Raw genomic sequence first — 23369 nt, 5'->3', positions numbered from 1 at the left:
TCCTCTAAAATTACGGGTGTTATACAAACTGTATAAATAAGTTATAAAGCCAGGGTGCTGGAGCCAGTAAATAAGGCAATAAGCCCACTGCCATTAATGCCAGTAAAATGAATAAACCATAAGGCTCCAGTTCGCTGTATTTTCTGGATAGCTTGTAAGGCAGCAGGCTGTTAAGAACACGCCCCCCGTCCAGCGGTAATATGGGTAATAAATTCAGAATCATCAACAACAGGTTAAAGTATATCCCCAGGGCTGCGCTCATCAGGATAAAAGAAGTGGCAGTAAATCCCGTTGTTGGCCCAAAAGTGATTTTTAAAACAGCAAACCAGAAAATTGCCATGAGTAGATTTGCCATGGGGCCAGCCAAGGCAACCAAAGCGATATCCCGGCGCGGATTGCGCAGATGACGCCAGGTAATCGGTACGGGTTTAGCCCAACCAAAAATCATAAAATTACCCAATAAACTGGATAACAAAACCAGTATCAATGGCACGGCAATAGTGCCTACGGGATCAATATGCGGCACCGGATTTAAGGTGATGCGCCCCAGCATTTTCGCGGTATTATCCCCCAGTTTCATGGCAACCCAGCCATGTGCCGCTTCGTGCAGGGTAATGGCAAATAACAGCGGCAACACAGTGATGGCAATCAACTGTGCTGTGTTGAGATCTTCAAACATTAAAGTGTCCAGTTATTCAAATAAATCAGTAGGGCCGCAACCACGGCGCATAACCTGCGGGGTTTCTTCCAGCAAATCCAGTACGGTGGTGGCTTCCAGACCGCAAGCGCCACCGTCAACAATCATATCCACATGTTTGCCAATTTTGTCATAAATTTCTTCCGGATCGGTTTCCGGCATGTCTTTACCGGGTAAAATCAGCGTGGAACTCATAATCGGTTCATTAAGTTGCGCCAGGATTTCATGACAAATCGCATTGTCGGGTACACGCAAACCAATAGTTTTGCGCTTGGGGTTTTGCAGGCGCTTGGGGACTTCGTGCGTGGCTTTGAGAATAAAGGTATAAGGCCCCGGTGAAAGTGATTTCATTAAGCGGAAGGCTTGGTTATGCACCTTGGCATATAACGACAGCTCAGACAAATCACGACATACCAGCGTAAAATTATGGCTGTTATCAACGGCGCGCAGGCGGCGAATACGCTCCATCGCATTTTTATCGCCAATATGACAACCCAACGCATAACTGGAGTCTGTAGGATAAACCACCAAGCCACCACTGCGAATGACTTCTACCACCTGACGCACCAGGCGGACTTGCGGGTTATCGGGATGAATATGTAATAAGGGTGCCATAAATACCTGGAAATACTTGAAAATTTATTAAAAGTAAACCAACCATTTTAAATCATTCTCAGTATTTATCAATGCTTCGGATAGTTTTTGCCGCTAGAAACCGCTTAAAAAAATGTTCGGTATAATGAAATCACTATATTTCAATTTTGAAATGAGACGTAAGCACAAGGCTGTTGCGCCTTGACAGCTTCTGAACCATTGCGTAACGCCAGGATATAAAAAAGATGCGTGAAATTATTGTTTTTTCAGTTTTCATTAGCGTGATGGCTATCGTCAATGGCTATATTTATTGGCGTTTTTTTAAAAAAATCCAGCATTGGCCACAGGCATGTTTGGTGCCAGCCGTTTTAATGTTCGGGGAAATTGTATTCGCTCTGGATATTGTACTGGCTGTGTTACCGGATTCGACTTTGTTATATCTGGTTAACGGTACTTTTGTTGGCATCAGCTTTATGTTGTTTGTGGTGGCGATCACTTATGATTTGACCCTGACAGTATCGCGTAAAGTGCCGTTTAATCAGGAACGTCGTAAAACGATTAAAATTCTGTTTGATATGACCATGTTGATTGCTGCCATTGCTTATTTGCTGCGTGGTTTGAGTCAAGGCTTAAAACCACCGCGCCTGAATACAGTCGGGGTAAAAATTAAAGATTTTCCCATATCCGGTTTTAACTTGGTGCAGCTCTCTGATGTGCATGTCGGGCGCACCATTAAACAGGATTTTGTACGTGATTTAGTACAGCGGGTGAATGCCCTGCAACCGGACTTGGTGGTTATTACGGGGGATTTAACCGATTTACCCGTAACCCGTATCCAGCAGGACTTAAAACCCTTACAAGACATTCAGGCGGACACTTACTTTGTCTTGGGCAATCATGAATATTTTCATGACCCGGAAGCCACGCTTGAATATTTGCAGACACTGGGGATTCAAGTACTGAATAACCGCCACGTCAGCTTGCAAACGCGCAAAGGTGCATTTAATTTAGTGGGTTTTAATGATGTCATTGGTCAGCGTATGGAGCGTTTGGCACCTGATATCGATAAGGCTTATCAACAACTTGATACAACTTTACCCACTTTAGTGCTCGCTCATCAGCCTAAAATGATTTTGGAAATGGCAGATTATCGCTGTGACTTGATGTTAAGTGGTCATACCCACGGTGGGCAGATTTTCCCGTTTGGTTTATTGGTGCTATTAAGCCAACCTTATCTGGCGGGTTTATATCAACATAATGCAGCGCAGCAGATTTTTGTCAGCAGGGGTACGGGCTACTGGGGGCCACCGCTGCGCGTGTTAGCAGCCAGTGAGATTAGCCAGATAATTATTCATGCTTAGCAACAAGCTTAGCAATTCTTCACCCATTAGCCATGACTCAATGACTGGTCAATTTTGATAGTCTCGGTTATGATCTCTGGTATATGAAGACACTATCACGTAAAGAACGAAACTTTTTAGAACGCGAACAGGAATTAATCGATCTGGCATTGGATATTATGCATGAAGAGGGTTTTGTCGGCCTGACTATGGATAAGCTGACGGCTCGTTCGGATTTCTCCAAGGGAACCATATATAACCATTTTAGTTGTAAAGAGGATGTCTTAAGTGCTATCGGGATCTGCTGTTTAAATGATCTGAATAGTTTATTTTCCCGGGCGATGGCATTTAAGGGTAATCCCCGGGAACGCTTGATCGCCATGCATGTGGCTTATATGTTGAATGCCCGCTTAAAATCAGATCAGTTTATGTGTGTATTAAGCTGTAAAACTTCTACGGTGAAAGAAAAATCCAGTGAGAAACGACAGTTAATTTCTACTGAAAAAGAGACGCAATTAATTTCACTCTTAAACGATCTGGTTAGAGAAGCTGAGCAGGTCGGTGATTTGGATGTTTTAAAATCACGTAGTATTGAAGCAGTGACATTTAGTCACTGGGCCACGTCTTTTGGAACGATTGCTTTAATGATGCATGCTGAAGAATCTCAGATTGTTAAAAAGCTGGATGTGGAAGAAGCTTTGCTGTACAACATCTGCGTGATGCTAGATGGATTAGGATGGAAACCTTTAAGTAGTGAATGGGACTATCTGGATACCATCGAGCGGATTCACAATGAAGTTTTTGCACCGGAAATGGAGCAACTGAATCATCAATAAGCATGATTATTGACTGTTAATTGGATACTGTTTTAGTAAGCCGACTATTTTTGTCGGTTTTTTTAGCGTATTATGTGACGAATCGTCATAAAGTGACGATTCGTCAATTTTATTAATTTTTGTAGAGCATCAGGGATGCCGGATTCAAACCACCGGCAGGAGAAAGAAAATGAAAGAACAATGGTTTAAATTTGTTGTTGATCGACCGGTAATCGTTATTATTTTAAGCCTATTACTTATTATGTCTGCTGGTTATGGGATGCAAAAGCTGGTATTTAAAGGGGATTATAGAGTCTTCTTTGGGGAGACCAACCCACAGTTGATCGCCTTTGAAGAGATGCAAAAAGCCTATAATAAAAATGATACCGTTGATTTTGTTATCGCACCTAAAAACGGTCAGGTTTTTACGCCAGAAGTGATGCAGATGGTGCTGGATATTACTCAGGAATCCTGGCAAATACCTTTCTCCACCCGCGTAGATTCCATTAGCAATTTTCAACACACCTATGCCGTTGAAGACGATATGATTGTTGAGGATTTGCTTTCCAGTGAGGCGCAGAAAACTGTACAAAAATTGGCAGAGATCAAACAGATTGCCATTACTGATCCACTATTAGTTAATCGCCTGATATCAAAACAAGCCCATGTCACTATCATTACCACCACGGTACAACTGCCCGGTCTTGATGCCACTACGGAAGTGCCGCAAATCGTAGAATTTGTTCGGGAGATGAAGTCCAAATATCATGCTAAATACCCGGATGTGGATATTTATTTGTCCGGTATCATAATGATGAATAACAGCTTTGCTGAATCTTCTTTAAATGATGGTAAAAATCTGATTCCTGTCATGTTTTTGGCCATTATTGTGATGATGATTCTAACCTTAAAAAGTATCACCGGTACCATTGCCACCGTATTTGTGATTGCTGGCTCTATAGTCGGCGCTATGGGATTGGCTGGTTGGGCGGGATTGTATTTAACCGGTCCCTCAGCCAGTACGCCGACTATGGTCATGACTCTGGCGGTAGCTGATTGTATTCATATTCTGACTTCACAGTTTTATGAGATGCGTCGTGGCACGGCTAAACGTGAGGCGTTATTAAATAGTTTACAGATCAATTTCCAACCAATCTTTTTGACCAGCATAACCACGGCTATCGGCTTTTTGAGTTTAAACTTCTCCGATGCACCGCCATTTCAGGACTTGGGTAACATGGTGGCGACAGGCGTTATGCTGGCCTTTTTCTTATCCATTAGTCTGTTCCCGGCGATGCTGAGTTTGCTTCCTGTTAAAGTTAAGCCGCATGAAGCAGGCAAAAAAGATTATATGGAAAAGCTGAGCCATTTTGTTATCCGGCATCGAATCAAGTTATTGCCAATCAGCAGCGCGGTTATTATGGCCCTGGTTATCTTTGTACCCAGCAATGATTTGAATGATAACTTTGTTGAGTATTTTGATAAAACTGTGGCATTTCGTGATGCCACTGATTATATGCAGGAAAATATTCGTGGTTTAAGCAGTATCTCCTATTCCATTAAGAGTGGTGAAGCCAGTGGGGTCAATAAACCGGACTTTTTGCAAGTCACGGAAAACTTTGCCAACTGGTTACGGGTACAACCTGAGACGGATCATGTGCTAAGCATTACCGATACCATTAAACGCTTAAATAAAAATATGCATGCTGATGATGAGGCTTATTATAAGTTACCGGAAAATCAGGAATTATCAGCACAGTATCTGCTCTTGTATGAAATGTCTCTACCCTATGGCCTGGATCTGAATAACCAGCTTAATGTAGACAAGTCAGGAACCCGCTTGATTGCAACCTTTAAAAACCTGACTTCTAATCAGATGCTGGATATGGAACGACGTTCTCTCAAATGGTTTTCCAAAAATGGCAATGGTTACACGCTCGAAGCAGCCAGTCCCAATTTAATGTTTGCCCATATCGGTCAGCGCAATATTGTCAGTATGTTAAGTGGTACGACTGTAGCACTCATTTTAATTTCCGCTATTTTAGGCGTTGCCTTGCGTTCAGCACGTTTTGGTTTTATCAGCTTGCTACCTAACCTGGCACCAGCCGGTATTGCCTTTGGCATTTGGGGTATCTTTGTCGGTGAGGTGGGATTGGCGCTTTCGGTAGTAGCCGGTATGACGCTGGGAATTATTGTTGATGATACGGTACATTTCTTAAGTAAGTACTTACATGCCCGTCGAGATAAAGGCTATGACGCTGTAGAAGCTGTACATTATGCCTTTGCCAGTGTCGGGAGAGCGCTTTGGATTACCACCTTGGTATTATCTTTCGGTTTTATGGTATTGGCACAATCCACTTTTCGCTTAAATGCTGATATGGGATTATTAACCGCCGTGACCATAACCATTGCCTTAATTGTGGACTTTTTATTTTTGCCCCCTTTATTGATGTTAATCGATAAAAAACAACCACAAGAAACTCAAGAAACGAATGAATTTCAGCCACTATTAAACGAAACCATTTTACAGGAGACCAAATAATGAAACTAATTCAATCAGCTCAGTTTGCCTTACCTTTCTTATTGTTTTCAGCATTGGCAATGGCTGGTGATGCAGAGGACAAAGGACTGGAAATTGCCAAACAACGAAAGGCTCATGATAAGGGCTGGGGTGACAGTCAGGCCAAAATGATAATGATTTTGCGCAATAAAAATGGTCGGGAGAGTCAGCGGAATATTCGGATTAAAAGCTTGGAAATGGAAAATGACGGTGACAAGGGATTGACAATTTTTGACCGTCCACGGGATGTAAAAGGCACGGCTTTTTTAAGCTTCTCCCATTCACTGGGTAATGATGATCAATGGCTCTACCTGCCAGCTTTGAAACGGGTCAAGCGGATCAGCTCCAAGAATAAATCCGGTCCCTTTATGGGCAGTGAATTTGCCTATGAGGACTTAAGCTCCTTTGAAATTGAAAAATACAGTTATAAATATCTTAGCGATGAAAAATGTGGTGAGTTAAATTGTTATAAGGTAGAAAATAAACCACTGTACAAGCATAGTGGCTATACCAAGATTATCTCCTGGCTCGATGATCAGGAATATCGAGTTCATAAAACGGAATATTATGATCGCAAAGGCAGCTTATTAAAAACTCTGAGCTTTAAGGGATACCAACAGTATAAAAATAAATACTGGCGTGCGGATCAATATATGATGCTTAATCACCAAACGGGTAAAAGTACCCAATTGACCTGGTCAGATTATAAATTTTCCGTAGGTTTAACCGCTAAAGATTTTAATAAAAACGTACTCAAACGGATACGTTGATATGTTTGCCTGGATAAAACCATTTAGACAAGGCCATAATATTTCCCTCATCATTGCATTCATGGTCTTGTCACCCTTTACCCATGCTCTGGAAGTCAGTACTAAAGTGGGAATATCGACTTATCTGTTTCAGCATGAACCCTTGTATTCGGAGCAACATCGGCAGCAATGGTCGGTATTGGCAGAACCGGAGTTTTATCATAGCTGGAATAATGATCTGGATAGTATTATTTTTAAACCCTATGCACGGGTGGATCAGCATGATAAGGAACGTACCCACTTCGATATTCGGGAATTAATGTGGTTACATGTTGGTACAGAGTGGGAACTGCGAACCGGTATCGGCAAGGTATTTTGGGGCGTGAATGAGGCTAATCATCTGGTAGATATTATTAATCAGGACGATCAGGTTGATGATATCAGCGGTGATCCCAAGTTGGGTCAAGCGATGATTAACCTGAGTTTAATCCGTGATTGGGGCATTATAGATTTTTTTATTCTACCCGGATTTCGGGAACGTACCTTTTCGGGTGCGGAAGGTCGTTTAAGAGGCCCTTTGCCTATTGATACCGATCATGCTGAGTATGAATCATCCCGAGAAGAAAAGCATATTGATTTTGCACTGCGCTGGAGTTATACCTTTGATGATTATGATATGGGCCTCTATTATTTTCGGGGAACCAATCGTGATCCCGGATTCTTATTAAGAGAATCCCCAAAGGGAGAATCGAATTTAATCCCTTACTATGATCAAATCGATCAGTTTGGCCTGGATTTTCAGGCCACATTGGAAGCCTGGTTATGGAAGCTGGAAATATTACATCGTAAAGATGAATTTGACCACTTTGCCGCTGTCAGTGGTGGTTTAGAATATACCTTTGTGGGGGTAATGGATTCAGTTACCGATCTGGGGGTAATTATGGAATATTCCTGGGATGAGCGAGATGATCCTCGCCTAAGCCAATTTCAGAATGACCTGATGTTGGGGGCGCGTTTCGCTTTTAATGACGCTCAAAGTACAGAAATTTTGGCTGGTTTGGTGCAAGATCTGGATTATAGTGAATTACGTAGCTTTCAAATTGAGGCCAGTCGCCGTTTAGGAGACGACTGGAAACTTAATCTGGCGTTAAGATTGTTTTCCGATCATGAGCTTAACCCAATCAGCAATGATGATCATTTGCAACTTACCTTAGAGAAATACTTTTAAACCCGGTAAGTCTGGCTTTCTAACCCACCCGTTTCAAGGGGTTAGAATGCCAGAAACCTGGCTGGTTTTTCCTATTCCTCATTCTGAGGTTTGTAATCTGTCATTAATTTAGCCTGAATGGCATTAGGTGCAGGATCATAATGACTGAATTCCATGGTATAAGAGCCATGCCCACCGGTTGCTGATTTCAGTTCCGTAGCATAATGATCCAACTCATTGAGTGGCACCAGGGCGTTGATTTCCACCCGGTTGCTGCTGCGCATTTCGCTACCCAAAATGCGTCCACGTTTGCCTGCCAGCGCGCCGGTAATCGCACCCATATCCGCTTCTGGAATGGTGACTTCCAAATTCACCATCGGTTCTAAAACCATCGGTTTGGCTTTTTGCACGGCATCTAAAAATGCTTTTTTACCCGCCATGACAAAAGCAACTTCCTTGGAGTCTACCGTATGGTGTTTGCCATCATAGACTGTAACTTCAATATCCTGCATGGGATAACCGGCAACTGCACCATTTTCCATCGCCTGCAACACGCCTTTTTCAACGGCGGGAATAAAACCAGAAGGAATCGCACCGCCCGTCACAGCATTCACGAATGAAAAACCGCTGCCACGTTTCCGGGGCGCTATTTTCAGAAAAACCTCACCAAATTGTCCCGCGCCACCGGTTTGTTTTTTATGACGATAATGACCTTCAGCAGCCTGACTGATGGATTCTTTATAAGCAATTTTGGGCGGCGTGGTATCCACTTCCAGCTTAAATTGTTGCTGCATACGCTCTATCACCACGCGCAAATGGAGTTCACCCAGGCCCAGCAGTACGGTTTCATTCAAGTTTACGCGATGTTCCACCTTGAGGCAGGGATCTTCCTCTTCCAGTTTTTGTAATATGGTGCTGATTTTCTGCTCATCACCGTGACGCTTGGGATGAATTGCCAGACCGTATAACGGCACCGGGAAATCCAATGGTTTTAAGTGAATAAAATCCTCATCATGCGAATCATGTAACACTGCGTCAAAATGCAGGGCATCCACTTTCGCCACCGCGCAGAGATCACCCGGAATGGCTTTGGAAATTTCCACCTGGGTTTTACCTTGCAGCTTAAATAAATGCCCCACCTTAAAGGGTTTGCGAGCATCACCAATAAACAACTGACTGTCTTTGGTAATCGTACCTTGATGCACCCGGAAAATACCCAGTTTGCCGACAAATGGGTCTGAAGTCACCTTAAACACATGGGCCAGGGCATGTTTTGTTGCATCTGGCTCGGCAGTGAAAGCAATTGCAGCCTCAGCTTCGCCTCTCAGGAATGGGCGTGGATTACCTTCCAGCGGATTAGGCATTAAGCGTGTCAGCACATCCAGTAATTCAGGTACGCCTACGCCGGTTTGCGCGGAGGTAAAGCAAATTGGAATCAAGTGGCCTTCACGCAAGGCTTTTTCAAACGGATTGTGTAATTGTTCCGGGCTGAGTTCCTGGCCTTGCTCCAGATACACCGCCATTAAATCTTCATCCACTTCAACCACCTGATCAATAATCTGATCATGCCAGTCGGCAACTGAACCTAAATCGGACTCACCTTCAGGGTTAAAGAAGCAATCCACCACTTGTTTGCCACCCTCAGCAGGTAGATTTAAGGGCAGGCATTCCTCGCCAAAATGTTCTTTAAGGTTAGCAACCAGACTAACAAGCTCGGTTTTAGCCAAATCGATTTTATTAATAATAATCACCCGGCAAAGCTGGCGACGCTCGGCGCGCTCCAGCATACGCCGCGTCATCACATCCGGGCCATTCACCGCATCCACGACCACCGCAACGGTTTCTACCGCCGGGAACACGCTTTGCGCATGACCCATTAAATCCGGCATTCCTGGCGTGTCGATAATATTGATATGGCGATTTTCATGATCCAGGCTGGCAAGTGATGCCATTAAGGAATGCTGATAATTTTTTTCCTGTGGCTCAAAATCACAAACTGTATTACCATTTTCCACCGTACCACAATCCGGTATAAGACCCGCTTGAAATAAGAGATGTTCAACCAGCGTGGTTTTACCCGCGCCGCTTTGTCCAGTCAAAGCAATATTGCAGATCTGTTCGGGGCTGTAATGAGGCATGGCAGACTCCAGGTATAAGTTTGCGAAAAAAAATAGCAAAGTAGCAGAATCCAGCGATGAATAAAAGTGTTTGGCTTATCAAACTTTGTGTCAATGTCTTGCTTAATGGGAATAAACCTGAGAGGGGAGGGATGACACCAGCCCAGATAACAACGCCTTATGCCAGTTGTCTTATTGCCCCTCATCTACGTTATACTTATCACTCAGGGGTATTGCCCTTTCTGAAGCAAACGTCATAAAGAACCCGTTATAAATAAAAAAATTATCTATTAATTTTCAGATATGAAAATTAATAGGGGGAGGCGACCATGCAACAACCCGTACGTATCGTTATTACCGGCGCTGCCGGACATATTGCTTACAGCCTGGTTTTCCGCATTGCAGCAGGGGAAATGTTTGGCCCAAAGCAGCCCGTTATTTTGCATTTACTGGAAATCCCGCCTGCCATGACCGCTTTGCAGGGCGTGGTGATGGAGCTGGAAGACTGCGCTTATCCTCTATTGCAGGATATTGTTGCAACCGATGACACCACGCAGGCTTTCCGGGATGTGAATTATGCCTTTCTGATTGGTGCCAAGCCACGCGGCCCTGGTATGGAGCGCGCTGATCTGCTGGCGATAAATGCGAGCATTTTCCAGCAGCAAGGGCGCGCCTTAAACGAGCAGGCGCAAAGACATGTAAAAGTGCTGGTTGTCGGTAATCCCATGAATAGTAATACCTGGATTACCCGACAATATGCGCCGGATTTGGATAGTAAACAATTTAGTGGCATGATGCGCCTGGATCATCATCGTTTAATCTCACAATTTGCCAGCCACCAACAGATTGATTTAAAGCGAATTCATCAGGTTGCCGTATGGGGCAATCATTCTGCAACGCAATACCCTGACATCAGCCATGCCTTAATTGATGATAAGCGTTGTATTGAAACCCCGCAGGAACATGACTGGATGGTGAATGAATTTTTGCCAGTTTTGCAGCAACGTGGCGCACAAATCATTAAGGCGCGCGGCACTTCCAGCGCGGCTTCTGCTGCTTATGCCGCATTGTCACACATGCGTGACTGGGTTTTAGGCAGTAACAGCGAATGGGTCAGCATGGCAGTATGCAGTGATGGTTGTTACGATATTCCCAAAGGGCTGGTGTGTGGGGTGCCGGTTGTTTGTGAAAATGGGGATTATGACATTGTGCGGGATTTGGAACTGAATACTTTCAGTCGTGAGGCTTTGGATAAAACAGTGGCGGAAATTGTTGCAGAACAGCAAGCAGTTGCGCAAATATTGGGTTTATAAGGATATTAATAATGGCAAAAAATCTTATTCTGGTGACGGGTGGCGCAGGTTTTATTGGCTCACATATATCAGAATCGCTGATTGCGGCAGGTTATGCGGTACGTGTACTGGATAACTTTGTCACTGGGCATAGGGAAAACCTTAAAACATTACAGGCATTGGAACAGTTTGAACTCATTGAAGGTGATGTGGGTGATTTGGCAACAGTATTGGCTGCCAGTCAGGGAGCCTGCGCGATTTATCATGAAGCCGCGCTGGTTTCAGTACCCTTGTCCATCCAACAGCCTGCCGCCAGTTTTCAAAATAATGCCCAGGGCGTGTTTAATGTGTTTGAAGCCGCGCGGCAGCAGGGTGTAAAAACCGTAATTTATGCCAGCTCCGCAGCCGTTTATGGCGATAACCAGGAATTGCCTTTGCCTGAAACCACAACTTGCCAACCACTCAGTCCTTATGCGCTGGATAAGTATTATGCCGAGCAACTGGCCACATTATATGCGCAGCTTTATGGCATTCATTCTGTGGGGTTGCGTTATTTTAATGTGTACGGGCCGCGCCAGGACCCCAGTTCGCCTTATTCCGGCGTGATTTCCATTTTTCTGGAACGCTTGCAAGCACAACAGGATATTGTGATTTATGGCGATGGCGAGCAAACCCGGGACTTCATCTATGTGCAGGATGTGGTGGCTGCCAATCTTAAAGCCTTGACGCTGGCGACAGGGGCGCAGGTCTTCAATGTTGGCAGGCAACAAGTGCTCAGTATCAATACCCTGTTGCAAATGCTGCAAACCATCACCGGAAAAAGTGCATCAAAAATTACTTATCAAGCGGCAAAAACCGGGGATATTCGCCATTCCTGCGCCAATATACAAAAAATTACCCAGGAATTTAACTGGCAGGCAGACTATTCCATGCAACAGGGTTTGGAAACTTATATTCGCAGCCTTTAGAAAAAGGCCAGCTTGGTTTTGGGAATTATAAAATTCTCACTCCTTAGTAAAGTTTACTGGCTGATGTACTCGCTTATATACAATAGTCTATTTATGGACTACATTTAAAAATTAGAATTTTCTAATTTTTAAGGCGTGTCATAAAAATCTGATATCGCCTATTTCAAACCCTGGTTTCAAGCCATGAATAAAAAATGGTATCAACTCAATATTGAAGAAAGTTTTGCGGCTTTGTCCTGTCAAGAAAGTGGACTAAGCAGTAAAGAAGCACAAAAGCGTTTGCAGCATTACGGTTATAACGAGCTATCCTTTAAACGCCGTAGCGCATGGATGCGGTTTCTCAGCCAGTTCCATAATCCACTGGTTTATATTCTGTTGCTTGCCGCAACCACCACAGCCATTTTAAGTTTTAGTGGCAACAAGGACATGTTTGCTGATACCTTGGTGATCCTCTGCGTGGTGATCTTAAATGCCATTTTAGGTTTTTTCCAGGAAGGCAAAGCCGAAAGCGCATTACTGGCCTTGCAAAACATGATGGTTTCCGAAACGGTGGCACTGCGTGATAACGAGGAAAAAACCATTGCCACGCGGGAAGTGGTACCGGGTGATGTGGTGATTTTGCAAGGTGGCGATAAGGTGCCTGCGGATGTGCGCCTGCTCCGCTGTAAAGACATGACCGTAGATGAAGCGGCTTTAACCGGCGAGTCTTTGCCGGTAAACAAAAATACTGCAACATTGTCCAATCCTGACTTACCTCCCGGCGATCAAAGCTGTATCGCTTTTAGCGGGACTTTTTTACTCAGCGGTTCTGCTAAGGCGGTGGTGGTCAGTACGGGAAAATATACTGAATTTGGCAAAATTGCGGCAATGATGTCGCATACCCGGCAAGCACTTACCCCGCTGCAAAAGAAAATCACCGAGTTTACCCGCACTTTGATTATTCTCATTCTGGCGCTGGGCTTATTGAACTTTATGCTCGGCGGCATGATTGGTTATTCGCTGGTTTATAGCTTTTTAGCTTCGGTATCGCTGATTGTTGCGGCAATCCCGGAAATGCTGCCGATGATAGTCACGGCAATTCTGGCTTTGGCAGCTTCGGTTATGGCAAAGCGCAATGCTTTAATTCGACGCTTGCCCGCTGCTGAAACGCTGGGTTGTACCACCGTGATTTGCTCTGATAAAACCGGTACCCTGACCCGTAACGAAATGACCGTGGTCGATGTATATGCCGATAACGTACATTATGAACTCAGTGGCGTTGGTTATGAACCGGTTGGTCACATCCAGCGTGATGGACAAATACTGGACAGCCTGCCTGCACCCGTGCAGCATACGCTGACTGCGGGTCTCTATTGTAATAACGCGACCTTGCATCAAACCGATGGGGTTTATCATATTATTGGCGATCCCACAGAAGGTGCACTGATTGTTTCAGCCAAAAAAAATGCCGTTCAGAAGCCCCCCCTGCAATTAGTTCTGGATGAAATTCCTTTTGAATCTGAACGCATGTATATGGCTACGCTGCACGCAGGCGAAGGTGAAAACGAAAATATTATCTATATTAAAGGCTCGCCGGAAGTTATTCTGGAACTTTGCAACAGTCAATACAGCCAGACATCTGATACGGCTTTCTCCAGGCAAACGATTTTAAATCAGGTTGAGATGATGGCGGATAATGCCTTGCGGGTGTTGGCAATGGCGCAGAAATCCGTCCCAAAAACCCACACCAACTTAACTGAAGATGATATCCATTCCTGTTGTTTCCTCGGTTTGCAAGGCATGATCGATCCCCCCAGAGAAGAAGCGATTGCTGCCGTAAAAAAATGTAAAACATCCGGTATCCGCACGCTTATGATTACCGGTGATCACCGCTTGACAGCGCAAGCTGTCGCCCGGACTTTGGGGATTATAGATAATCAACAACAAAATCTGCTGATTGGCGAACAACTGGCAAAAATGTCTGATGATGACTTATATGATGTTGTTGAAGATGTATCTGTTTATGCCCGTGTTGCGCCGGAGCATAAGCTGCGCGTGGTGCAACAACTACAACGCCACGGTCATGTCACTGCGATTACCGGCGATGGGGTCAATGACGCGCCTGCCTTAAAAGCGGCTGATATCGGTATTGCTATGGGTATTACCGGCACCGAAGTCAGTAAGGAAGCCGCCAGCATGGTACTGACAGATGATAATTTTGCCAGCATCGTCGGCGCTGTAGAAGAAGGCCGTCATGCCTGGCATAACCTGGAAAAAGCCATTTTATACACATTGCCCACCAATGGCGGTCAAGCCTTGCTGGTGATGGGCGCAATTTTGCTGGCCCCCTTTATTCCCTTGTTTGGCGCGCGCCTGCCGCTGGAACCGGTACAAATTCTGTGGATTAACTTGTTTGATTCCGTATTTCTGACCATACCGTTGATGATGGAAGTCAAGTCCTCGCATTTACTTACTGACCCGCCCAGAGATGCCGCAGAAAAAATTGCTAACCGCTTATTTTTCCAACGTGTCCTGTTGATTGGTCTGGCAATTTCCCTGCCCAGTTTTTATGTGTATTATTACTTTGGCGCTGCCGCCGTTGTTGATGGCGTGGTGATTAATCCGCTATTACTAACCCAGGCGCAAACGGCAGCATTCTGGGCAGTATTGCTGGTGCATTTAGGTTTTGTGATGAGTGCGCGTTCTACCAGACGCTCAGCTTTCAGTTTCAGTCCTTTTGGTAACCGCTGGCTGCTCGCAGGTGCTTTATTCAGTTTGTTCACACATTATCATTTGACCTACACACCGGCACTAAATGCTATTTTCAGAACGGCTGAATTTCCACTGGAATGGTGGGGGGTGATCCTGCCTTGCTTACTCCCTGGTTTTATCGTACTGGAGCTTGATAAGTATCTGCGCAATAAGTGGTTAGGTAACTCGCAAGAAATAACACCCCCATAGCGTGCAGGATTTTTATCTGTTTTCACGCCTTGAAAATGAACAAAAATCCTGCGCCCAGTTTCTGCATTTATTTCATCCTCACTCCTTAAGATAAACCATCATCTCCCAAATTTAATTCAGGTTCTGTTTCTAAAAGCTGCATGACTTGATTGGCAAGCTGCCAGTCTTGGCTTTGGTGTAAACTCTGCCAATCCCGAATCTTGTTATTCTCATCAGCAAAGCCGTGTAAACGCGATAAACGTAATTGTGAAGCGGGTGCGGTATATTCACCAAACTGCGCTAATACTTCCAGTACCGCAGGGCGGTTGTTACAAATCAAGGCCATATCACAACCTGCGCCAAGTGCTTGTTGCGCACGCTGTAATGGTGTGCCAGCAACATTTGCACCTGCCATATTCAGATCATCACTGAAGATCGCGCCTTGAAAACCCAGTTCTTTACGCAGGCGGATCTGCAACCATTGTGCTGAAAACCCGGCAGGATATGTATCGACGGCAGAATAAACAATATGGGCTGGCATCAAGGCAGGCAAGCCGTAATTAATCATACGCTCAAAAGCCACCCAGTCTGCGCTGCGAATATCGGCTTCCGGGCGTGTATCCACCGGCAGGCTGTGGTGAGAATCCGCTGCCACCGAGCCATGCCCTGGAAAATGCTTGCCCACCGCAATCATGCCCGCTTGTTTCATGCCCTTCATTGCGGCGCGCGCGAGTTTAGCCACGACTTCCGGGTGGTGATGATAAGCGCGGTCATTAATAACGCTGCTGATGGGGTTATTAAGATCCAATACCGGGGCAAAGCTGAAATCCACCCCGACAGCACGGAGTTCAGCAGCCAGCAGCCAGCCTGCCTGCTGTACTTTTTCCAGTGCAGATTTTGGGTCTTTTTTATACAATAAACCAAAAGTCTGCGCGGCAGGAATGTGTACAAAATGTTCACGAAAACGCTGCACCCGCCCACCTTCATGATCCACGGCAATCAATAGCGGCGGTTTGCGCAACGCGTGAATTTCGCTGGTTAAAGCTGTAAGCTGTTGCGGTGACTCATAATTGCGGCTGAATAAAATAACCCCCCCCACCAAAGGGTGTAATAACAGTTTACGATCGGCATCGGTCAATTGTGTACCGGTAAAATCAATCATAAAAGGGCCAATATGCATGATAAAATCCGTTGTTTTTTTAATAAAAAAACAAGTATAACTGTAATTCAAATATTATCAAATACTTAGGTGGAATACGCTATGCTATTTCAGGCTACTTTATTCCAGCTTATGTGCCTGATTGAGTACGAAGTAGCATTCAGTCTGCAAGGCGGAAGAAGAAGTAAAAGACAAGTTTAATGATATATTCTTTAATGGAACAGGAAATAACTTAATGAAACACATATGGTTTTTTATTTTTATTTGCTTCAGTTTGCAAGCCTGCGCAGCATCACCCAGTAAATCTGGTAGCAGCGATCCGGGTTTATTGGATCAAATCATGACCGCAACAGGTGATTTTGTGGATGATATGACGGGCAGTAATCTTAATCCGCAGGAGCAGTTTGCCAAGGTGTGGGAGGAAGCCTACCCCAGGCTGGATGATTTGCTGGCAGAAAAAGAGCGGCATAAGGATTTACCAGAATCAAAATGGTTTGGCGAGGATCAAAAATCGCATCAGAAAGAAATTGATGCTTTATTGCAGGAGGCTGTCAAAATTCTGGGCTTGTCAGCCGTGTCGGAGGATGTGCAGGCGATTAAAAACCTGGAAAATACGATTAGTCAGAAACGTCGGCAAATGGCGGAATATCAAACCAAAAAAATCAGCCGTCCGGGCAAGGCAAAAAGTTACGATGACAAAATAGCTGACTTAAAAGGCGATATTGCGGAAAATAAAACACAAATTAAACAACACAAAGCCAATATTGCCCAGCACATGCAAAAAACCGGCGTGTATTTAAGCGAGGCGCAGTTAGATGTGTTGATGACCAGCGTGGTGGGGGATGATGTGATTGCAATGAGTGTGGTGTTTGATAATGTCAAACAAATCAGCAACCATCTGGCACAATTGATGATTGATAACGGTGAAGACCTGGAATTTGCGCGTAAACATTATGGCATGTATGCGGTGTTGTTGGAGGTGGTGATTACCATGCAGCAGAATTTTATAGATCGTATTGTGCAAAATTATTTACCCAAACTGGAAAAAATTCGTGCGGATAATCAGCGTTTGCAACAAAAAACCCAGAATATGTTGATGCGGGAAACCGACGCCTTGCGCCGCAGTAATTTACAAATCAGTATTCAGGCGCAGAAATTGACCAGTAATACTTTGAATTTATATCGCCAGCAATTGACCCGGCAGGCCAATCAGGTGTTAAAAGCACAGGGGGCTTTGAAAAAAGACTATGACGTGGCCTTAATCCGTTATCAGACTGTGCGTATCAGTGGTGAATTGGTGACCTTGATTCGCGCCAGTAACCAGCAATTTAGCAGTCTGGCAAACTTGCAATTGCCGGAGTTAGTGCCCTTTGAAAATATGGCAATGCGCGCTGAGTTTGAAAAACTCACCACGGAGTTGCGCCAAGCGGAATAATCAGTAATGGACTGGCTGTTAGTGGTACTGGGTTTTGATGTGGTGTTGGTGATTTTTGCCATCATCTATATCTTACGTCATCCTGGCGAGCCGCAGGTGATGCTCAGTTGGATGATGCTGTTTTTTTTGTTGCCAATACTGGGCGTGGTTTTGTTTCTGCTGCTGGGTACGCCAAAGCTGGCGCGTATGCGCAAGCGACGGGATAAAAAACGTAAACAGCTCGATACCCTGGAGTTACGTCTGCAACGCCTGCAACAACAATATATACATCCCTCCTGCGAAGTGCTGCCGGAGCGGGTGCGGGGGTTTATCACCTTTATCAGCCATTTGAATAAAATGCCGCCCACCTGTAATAATCAAGTGCAAATTTATCATGATGGGCCACAGGCACTGGCGGCATTATGTGAGGCTATCAGTCAGGCACAACAGCATATTCATTTGGAATATTATGCGTTTCATGCCGATGAAACCGGGCAAAAGCTGGCAAAACTGTTGCGGGAAAAAGCCAGAGCGGGGGTTGAATGCCGTGTGTTGGTGGATTTTATCGGCTCCTGGGGTTGGTCCCGGCATTTTTTACATCGTCTGCGTAAAAGCGGGGTGGAGGTCAGTTATTTTCTGCCGGTGGTGCCTTGGCGTGGGCGTTGGCGGGTTAACTTTCGTAATCATCGTAAAATTGCGATTATTGATGGTTTAATCGGTTTTACCGGCAGCCAGAATATCGGTAATGAATATGTGGGTCTGGATAAACATTATCAGAGTTGGCACGACACCCATTTGCGCCTGACCGGGCCTGCGGTGCATGAATTACAGGATGTGTTTGTTGAAGACTGGCATTATGCGCAGCATCAGGATTTAAGTGCTGCCAGCTATTTTCCTCCACCACAGCCGCAAGCAACAGGGTCGGATAATCAGATTGTACAGATATTTCCTTCCGGCCCGGATATGAATACCCGTATCCTGCACCATTTATTATTGGCAATTATTTCTACCGCACAACACCAGATCGATATTGCCACGCCTTATTTTGTGCCGGATGCCAGCATGGTGCTGGCTTTGGAGGCCGCAGCGTATCGCAATGTGCGGGTGCGCCTGTTATTGCCTAATAAACTCGATCATGCCATCGTTTTATGGGCTGGACGCAGCTATTATCAAACCTTGTTAAATGCCGGTATCCAGATTTATGAATACCAGCGGGGCATGGTGCATTCCAAGGTGGTTATTGTAGATGACAACTGGGGCATGGTGGGATCTGCAAATATGGATATCCGCAGTTTTCGGATTAATTTTGAACTCAGCACCCTGCTGTATAATCAGGGACTGGCGCAACAGTTACAGCATGATTTTAACCATCTGCTAAAAGATTCCTGTAGGATTCTGTCGCCGCAAGATATTCAGTGGGATTTTAAGGCATCTTTGTTCATTGGGCTGGGGCGTATCTTATCCCCCTTGTTGTAACATGCATCAGACCTTCCAGATTTTAAAAACCTGGCAGGTCTTTTAATAAATGGTTTATGAAATACATGTATTACTTTATTGCCTTAGTTTGGCTTATGTTTTCCACTGTCGCCGTTGCCGAAGAGGGGCAATCAGAGGTAATTGGAACCTCTGAAACGGTTATCACCACAGTGCGTACTGAAAAATCTGTATCTGCCCCCGTGCCTGAAGGATTGAAATCCCCACAAAAAACCCTGGACAGCTTTCTCATGGCAATGGAAGCCCTGAAAGCCGGAGATAAAGATGCCCTCGATAAAGCCGAGCAAACGCTGGATTTAAGCCAGGTGAACACACTGGTGCGTAAAGAACGCGGTCGAGATTTAGCCTGGATGCTGCTGACGGTGCTGGAAAACACCCCGTATCTGGAACCCAAAACCCTGCCCCCAGCGCATAAAGATAGCGAATATACCTTATATGACTACGCTGAAGGCAAGCTCTATTTTGCCAAACAAACAGATGGACGCTGGCTGTTTGCGCATGAATCTCTGGATACCTTACAAGCCATTTTAAATACGCTGCAAACTCAGCAACAAACACAAGCTGAAACAGATAAATCGGTAGCGCCACTGGTCAGCAGTGCACCTGAACACCTACCCTGGCATTTACGCATTAGTCAAAAAGTCCCTGAGTGGTTAAAACCCACCTTGCTGGATGTAGCGTATTGGCAATGGCTGAGTATTTTGTTGATAGTGCTGTTGGGGGTGGTTGCTGATCGTCTGGCGGCATTTGTGCTGCGAGTCAGCGTTAAAATCTGGCAAAAATTTGCAAAACCCTATTATCGAAAGCTTTCCAGCAACATATTGCGTCCTCTGGGCCTGATGATGATGGCGAGCATTTGGTGGATGGGTCTGAATTTGCTGGGTTTACCCGATGATGTATTGCTGGTATTACTGGTTGCCGCAAAATTTATGGCGGGATTATCCGGTATCTGGACAGCCTATCGTCTGGTCGATTTAATCAGCGCATTTTTCCAGGAGCAGGCATTAAAAACAGAGACTTTGCTCGATGATATGCTGGTGCCTTTGATTACTCAGGTACTTAAAATTTTTGTCACGGTTGCCGGTATCATTTTCATTGCCAACAGCCTGAGCCTGAATATCAGCGGTGTTTTAGCAGGTCTGGGCTTGGGCGGATTGGCCTTTGCCCTGGCGGCAAAAGATGCGGTAGAAAACCTGTTTGGTTTTGTTACGGTACTGACAGATCGCCCGTTTCTGGTGGGTGACTGGATTGTCATCGATAAAATTGAAGGCACGGTTGAAAGCATCGGTTTTCGCAGTACCCGGATTCGTACCTTTTATAACTCGGTGATTACCCTGCCCAACTCCCGTATGATTACCGCTGAAGTGGATAATATGGGGCAGCGGCGTTATAGGCGCTTAAAAACGGTTTTATCATTGACTTATGATACGCCACCAGAGCGCATTGATGGTTATTGTGAAGGACTGCGCGAACTGGTGCGCCAACATCCGCACACCCGTAAAGATTATTTCCATATTTATTTTAATGAATATGCCGCTTCTTCTTTGGATATTATGGTGTATATCTTTTTTGAGGTTCCCACCTGGAGCATGGAATTACAGGCGCGTCATCAATTTTTACTGGATGCCTTAAAACTGGCTGAGCGCATGGGGGTTGAATTTGCCTTTCCAACTCAAACTTTATACTGGCAACAAGTTGACGAGAATGCCAATCATCCAATTGACGAACTTTTGCCAGCGGGTAGTTCCAGCAATCACGCGCAGGATGTTGCGCGGCAACAGGCGGAATATATTACGCGCGGTAAGCGTTGATATTTTGTGAAAAACAGTCTCTTGAGTGACGCTTTGGAACGGTTGCGAATTCAGGTTGAAATCAACGCAATAAACCCGCCATGACACAACGTAACAGGCCATAGGAATAGGTTTCCTCCAATTGCTGATATAAAGGCTTGAGTGCCATTTGTTCGGTTTTGGGTAAATCGGCTAAAGCGGCTTCAATGGTTTGAATATCTTCGGTTTTGACTTCCCGAATCTCTTCCAGATTAAGCTTTTCCAGTTCTATGGCTCTGGCTAAATGCCCATAAATTGTACTGGATTTTAAGTCACGCATCTGGGCAATTTGTTCGATGTCGTTACCTTCCTGATAACTGATCAGGCTGATTTGCATGGTTTCAGGCAGGCTTGTTGCCTCAGGTTCCGGTATAGCGGGTAAGCTGGATTTATCCAGATCCTGTTCAATGACATGGTTTTCTATGACTTCCAGAAAAGCAGGGCCATAACGTTTCAGTTTGGCGCTGCCAACACCTGAAAGCTGTGTCAGTTCCGCATCTGTAGTGGGGCAATGGCAGACCATTTCCACCAGCGTAGCATCATGAAAAATGACATAAGGTGGGACATCCTGGGCATTTGCCAGTTCCAGGCGTTTGCTGCGCAGTTGTTCCCAAAGTACTAAATCAGTACCTTCAAACAGAGAGGCAGATTTACGTTTATCGGCTTTTTGTTTTTTCGTGGGCCGCAGTTTGCGCAATAATAGCGTTTCTTCACCGCGTAGAATAGGACGCGCGGCATCGGTTAAAAACAAACCGCCATAACCTTCAATATCGACACTTGCCAGACCTTGTGCGACCAATTGCCGGTAAAGATTGCGCCATTGCGTGGCAGGACGCTCTTTACCTATGCCAAAGACTTTGAGTTGCTCATGTCCAAAGTTGCGGATACGGTCGTTGCTTTTACCACGTAGTACGTCAATCAAATAACTCATGCCAAAACGTTGGCCCGTGCGATAAATGCAAGATAATGCCTGTTGCGCGGCTTCCGTGGCATCCCAGGTTTCTGGTGGTTCCAGGCAGGTATCGCAATTATTACAAGGTTCAGGCAGGTGATCTTCAAAGTATGCCAACAAACCTTGGCGGCGGCATGTGGTCATTTCACAAAAACCCAGCAAGGCATCAAGTTTATGTAGTTCCAGACGTTTGTGTTGTTCATCAGCATCGGAGCTGTGGATAAACTTTTGCAGCATCACCACATCTTCCGGGCCATAGGTCAGCAAGGCGTTGGCGGGCAGGCCATCACGCCCGGCACGTCCGGTTTCCTGATAATAGGCTTCTATGCTTTTGGGTAAATCCAGATGAATGACAAAGCGTACATTAGGTTTGTCAATGCCCATGCCAAAGGCGATGGTGGCAACGATAATCAAGCCTTCTTCATGAATAAACCGGTGCTGGTGTAGTTTACGTGTCGCTGCTGGCATTCCTGCGTGATAGGGCAGGGCATTTAAGCCTTGCTGTTGCAGCCAGAGCGCGGTGTCATCTACTTTTTTGCGGCTCAAACAATAAATAATACCGGCATCTTCCTGGTGTTCCTGGCGAATAAATTCCAGTGCCTGTTGGCGTGGTTGGTTTTTATCAATAACCCGGTAGTGGATATTTGGGCGATCAAAGCCGGAAACAAAGTGTTGCGCTGTTTCCAGTTGCAGACGGGTCATGATTTCCCGCCGTGTCGGGCCATCAGCGGTCGCAGTTAAGGCAATACGTGGAATTTGTGGATAGCGCTCATGCAAAATTGAAAGTTGCGCATATTCCGGGCGAAAATCATGTCCCCATTGTGAAACGCAATGCGCTTCATCAATGGCAAATAAGGCAACCTGTGTTTGCTCAAGAAAAGCCAGGAAGCGTTCAGTCATTAAACGCTCTGGTGCAATATATAATAAATCCAGTTCGCCGCTGCGTAGTTGCCGCGAGACTTGCTGGGTTTCTTCATAGTTTAATGAGGAATTCAGGCAGGCTGCGCGTATGCCCAACTGCAATAAGGCCGTTACTTGATCCTGCATTAATGCAATCAAGGGGGAAATCACAATGGCAATACCGGGGCGTAACAGTGCGGGTAGTTGATAACACAGAGATTTACCGCCACCGGTAGGCATTAAAACCAGCGCATCATTACCGCTAATAATATGATCGATAATTTCTGCCTGATCACCACGAAACTGATGATAACCAAAAATTTGATTGAGCAGGGAAAGTGGCGTTTGGGTCATAAACAATCA

Annotated in this window: 16 protein-coding genes; 11 read left to right on the top strand and 5 right to left on the bottom strand. The window is 45.2% G+C overall.

The genetic code is table 11. From position 1 onward, the window contains the following. Nucleotides 1-19 precede the first annotated feature (19 nt). Nucleotides 20-679, bottom strand: coding sequence for a site-2 protease family protein (locus tag QUF61_RS06240; RefSeq protein WP_103919618.1), 660 nt, complete (start codon nt 677-679; stop codon nt 20-22). 12 nt (nt 680-691) lie between these two features. After that, a complete protein-coding gene (locus tag QUF61_RS06235; protein ID WP_103919617.1) occupies nt 692-1312 on the bottom strand; it encodes an L-threonylcarbamoyladenylate synthase in 621 nt (206 codons plus the stop codon). Nucleotides 1313-1536: 224 nt separating this feature from the next. On the opposite strand from QUF61_RS06235, the gene QUF61_RS06230 reads away from it, so the two are divergent. The 5 genes from QUF61_RS06230 to QUF61_RS06210 all read left to right on the top strand — a co-directional run bounded on the left by QUF61_RS06230 (nt 1537) and on the right by QUF61_RS06210 (nt 7983). After that, a complete protein-coding gene (locus QUF61_RS06230; RefSeq protein WP_289680994.1) occupies nt 1537-2652 on the top strand; it encodes a metallophosphoesterase in 1116 nt (371 codons plus the stop codon). 83 nt (nt 2653-2735) lie between these two features. Next, the gene (locus QUF61_RS06225) at nt 2736-3467 is read left to right on the top strand and encodes a TetR/AcrR family transcriptional regulator (RefSeq protein WP_289680993.1); all 732 of its coding nucleotides are present in this window, start codon (nt 2736-2738) and stop codon (nt 3465-3467) included. 169 nt (nt 3468-3636) lie between these two features. After that, a complete protein-coding gene (locus tag QUF61_RS06220; RefSeq protein WP_289680992.1) occupies nt 3637-5988 on the top strand; it encodes an efflux RND transporter permease subunit in 2352 nt (783 codons plus the stop codon). Next, nucleotides 5988-6776, top strand: a complete 789-nt coding sequence (locus QUF61_RS06215) for an outer membrane lipoprotein-sorting protein (protein WP_103919613.1) — start codon at nt 5988-5990, stop codon at nt 6774-6776. Before QUF61_RS06220 ends, QUF61_RS06215 begins: the two co-directional genes overlap by 1 nt. A gap of 1 nt (nt 6777) precedes the next feature. Next, nucleotides 6778-7983, top strand: coding sequence for a TonB-dependent receptor (locus QUF61_RS06210; RefSeq protein ID WP_289680991.1), 1206 nt, complete (start codon nt 6778-6780; stop codon nt 7981-7983). 71 nt (nt 7984-8054) lie between these two features. On the opposite strand, the gene fusA is transcribed toward QUF61_RS06210, so the two are convergent. After that, entirely contained in the window at nt 8055-10100 is a 2046-nt protein-coding gene (gene fusA / locus QUF61_RS06205; RefSeq protein WP_289680989.1) for an elongation factor G, read from the bottom strand. 308 nt (nt 10101-10408) lie between these two features. On the opposite strand from fusA, the gene QUF61_RS06200 reads away from it, so the two are divergent. The 3 genes from QUF61_RS06200 (at nt 10409) to QUF61_RS06190 (ending at nt 15279) form a co-directional block, all read left to right on the top strand. Next, on the top strand, nt 10409-11392 hold the full coding sequence (locus QUF61_RS06200) for a malate dehydrogenase (protein ID WP_289680988.1): 984 nt from the start codon (nt 10409-10411) through the stop codon (nt 11390-11392). 11 nt (nt 11393-11403) lie between these two features. Beyond that, nucleotides 11404-12339 carry an NAD-dependent epimerase/dehydratase family protein gene (locus QUF61_RS06195; RefSeq protein ID WP_289680987.1) on the top strand — a complete coding sequence of 312 codons (936 nt, stop codon included), beginning with the start codon at nt 11404-11406 and terminating at the stop codon, nt 12337-12339. Nucleotides 12340-12522: 183 nt separating this feature from the next. After that, nucleotides 12523-15279, top strand: a complete 2757-nt coding sequence (locus QUF61_RS06190) for a cation-translocating P-type ATPase (protein WP_289680986.1) — start codon at nt 12523-12525, stop codon at nt 15277-15279. 85 nt (nt 15280-15364) lie between these two features. Here QUF61_RS06190 and nagZ read toward each other — a convergent pair whose 3' ends face one another. Beyond that, entirely contained in the window at nt 15365-16438 is a 1074-nt protein-coding gene (gene nagZ / locus QUF61_RS06185) for a beta-N-acetylhexosaminidase (RefSeq protein WP_103919626.1), read from the bottom strand. A gap of 214 nt (nt 16439-16652) precedes the next feature. On the opposite strand from nagZ, the gene QUF61_RS06180 reads away from it, so the two are divergent. The 3 genes from QUF61_RS06180 (at nt 16653) to QUF61_RS06170 (ending at nt 21136) form a co-directional block, all read left to right on the top strand. Then, nucleotides 16653-17852, top strand: coding sequence for a hypothetical protein (locus QUF61_RS06180; protein WP_289680985.1), 1200 nt, complete (start codon nt 16653-16655; stop codon nt 17850-17852). Nucleotides 17853-17858: 6 nt separating this feature from the next. Continuing rightward, on the top strand, nt 17859-19307 hold the full coding sequence (gene cls, locus QUF61_RS06175; RefSeq protein ID WP_289680984.1) for a cardiolipin synthase: 1449 nt from the start codon (nt 17859-17861) through the stop codon (nt 19305-19307). Between the two features lie 65 nt (nt 19308-19372). Next, a complete protein-coding gene (locus QUF61_RS06170) occupies nt 19373-21136 on the top strand; it encodes a mechanosensitive ion channel family protein (RefSeq protein ID WP_289680983.1) in 1764 nt (587 codons plus the stop codon). Between the two features lie 61 nt (nt 21137-21197). Here QUF61_RS06170 and recQ read toward each other — a convergent pair whose 3' ends face one another. Then, a complete protein-coding gene (recQ, locus tag QUF61_RS06165; protein WP_289680982.1) occupies nt 21198-23360 on the bottom strand; it encodes a DNA helicase RecQ in 2163 nt (720 codons plus the stop codon). Between the last annotated feature and the right edge of the window lie 9 nt (nt 23361-23369).

Source organism: Candidatus Venteria ishoeyi (assembly GCF_030378065.1).
Lineage (GTDB): Bacteria > Pseudomonadota > Gammaproteobacteria > Beggiatoales > Beggiatoaceae > Venteria > Venteria ishoeyi.
The sequence above is the reverse complement of the archived record's forward strand: the minus strand, read 5'-3'. Positions and strand labels throughout refer to the sequence as shown.

Coding starts and splice junctions, on each gene's coding strand:
- QUF61_RS06195 (WP_289680987.1), top strand. CDS start 11,404: ATGGCAAAAAATCTTATTCTGGTGACGGGTGGCGCAGGTTTTATTGGC.
- QUF61_RS06215 (WP_103919613.1), top strand. CDS start 5,988: ATGAAACTAATTCAATCAGCTCAGTTTGCCTTACCTTTCTTATTGTTT.
- QUF61_RS06190 (WP_289680986.1), top strand. CDS start 12,523: ATGAATAAAAAATGGTATCAACTCAATATTGAAGAAAGTTTTGCGGCT.
- QUF61_RS06220 (WP_289680992.1), top strand. CDS start 3,637: ATGAAAGAACAATGGTTTAAATTTGTTGTTGATCGACCGGTAATCGTT.
- nagZ (WP_103919626.1), bottom strand. CDS start 16,438: ATGCATATTGGCCCTTTTATGATTGATTTTACCGGTACACAATTGACC.
- QUF61_RS06235 (WP_103919617.1), bottom strand. CDS start 1,312: ATGGCACCCTTATTACATATTCATCCCGATAACCCGCAAGTCCGCCTG.
- QUF61_RS06225 (WP_289680993.1), top strand. CDS start 2,736: ATGAAGACACTATCACGTAAAGAACGAAACTTTTTAGAACGCGAACAG.
- cls (WP_289680984.1), top strand. CDS start 17,859: ATGGACTGGCTGTTAGTGGTACTGGGTTTTGATGTGGTGTTGGTGATT.
- QUF61_RS06230 (WP_289680994.1), top strand. CDS start 1,537: ATGCGTGAAATTATTGTTTTTTCAGTTTTCATTAGCGTGATGGCTATC.
- QUF61_RS06170 (WP_289680983.1), top strand. CDS start 19,373: ATGTATTACTTTATTGCCTTAGTTTGGCTTATGTTTTCCACTGTCGCC.
- QUF61_RS06180 (WP_289680985.1), top strand. CDS start 16,653: ATGAAACACATATGGTTTTTTATTTTTATTTGCTTCAGTTTGCAAGCC.
- QUF61_RS06210 (WP_289680991.1), top strand. CDS start 6,778: ATGTTTGCCTGGATAAAACCATTTAGACAAGGCCATAATATTTCCCTC.
- recQ (WP_289680982.1), bottom strand. CDS start 23,360: ATGACCCAAACGCCACTTTCCCTGCTCAATCAAATTTTTGGTTATCAT.
- fusA (WP_289680989.1), bottom strand. CDS start 10,100: ATGCCTCATTACAGCCCCGAACAGATCTGCAATATTGCTTTGACTGGA.
- QUF61_RS06200 (WP_289680988.1), top strand. CDS start 10,409: ATGCAACAACCCGTACGTATCGTTATTACCGGCGCTGCCGGACATATT.
- QUF61_RS06240 (WP_103919618.1), bottom strand. CDS start 679: ATGTTTGAAGATCTCAACACAGCACAGTTGATTGCCATCACTGTGTTG.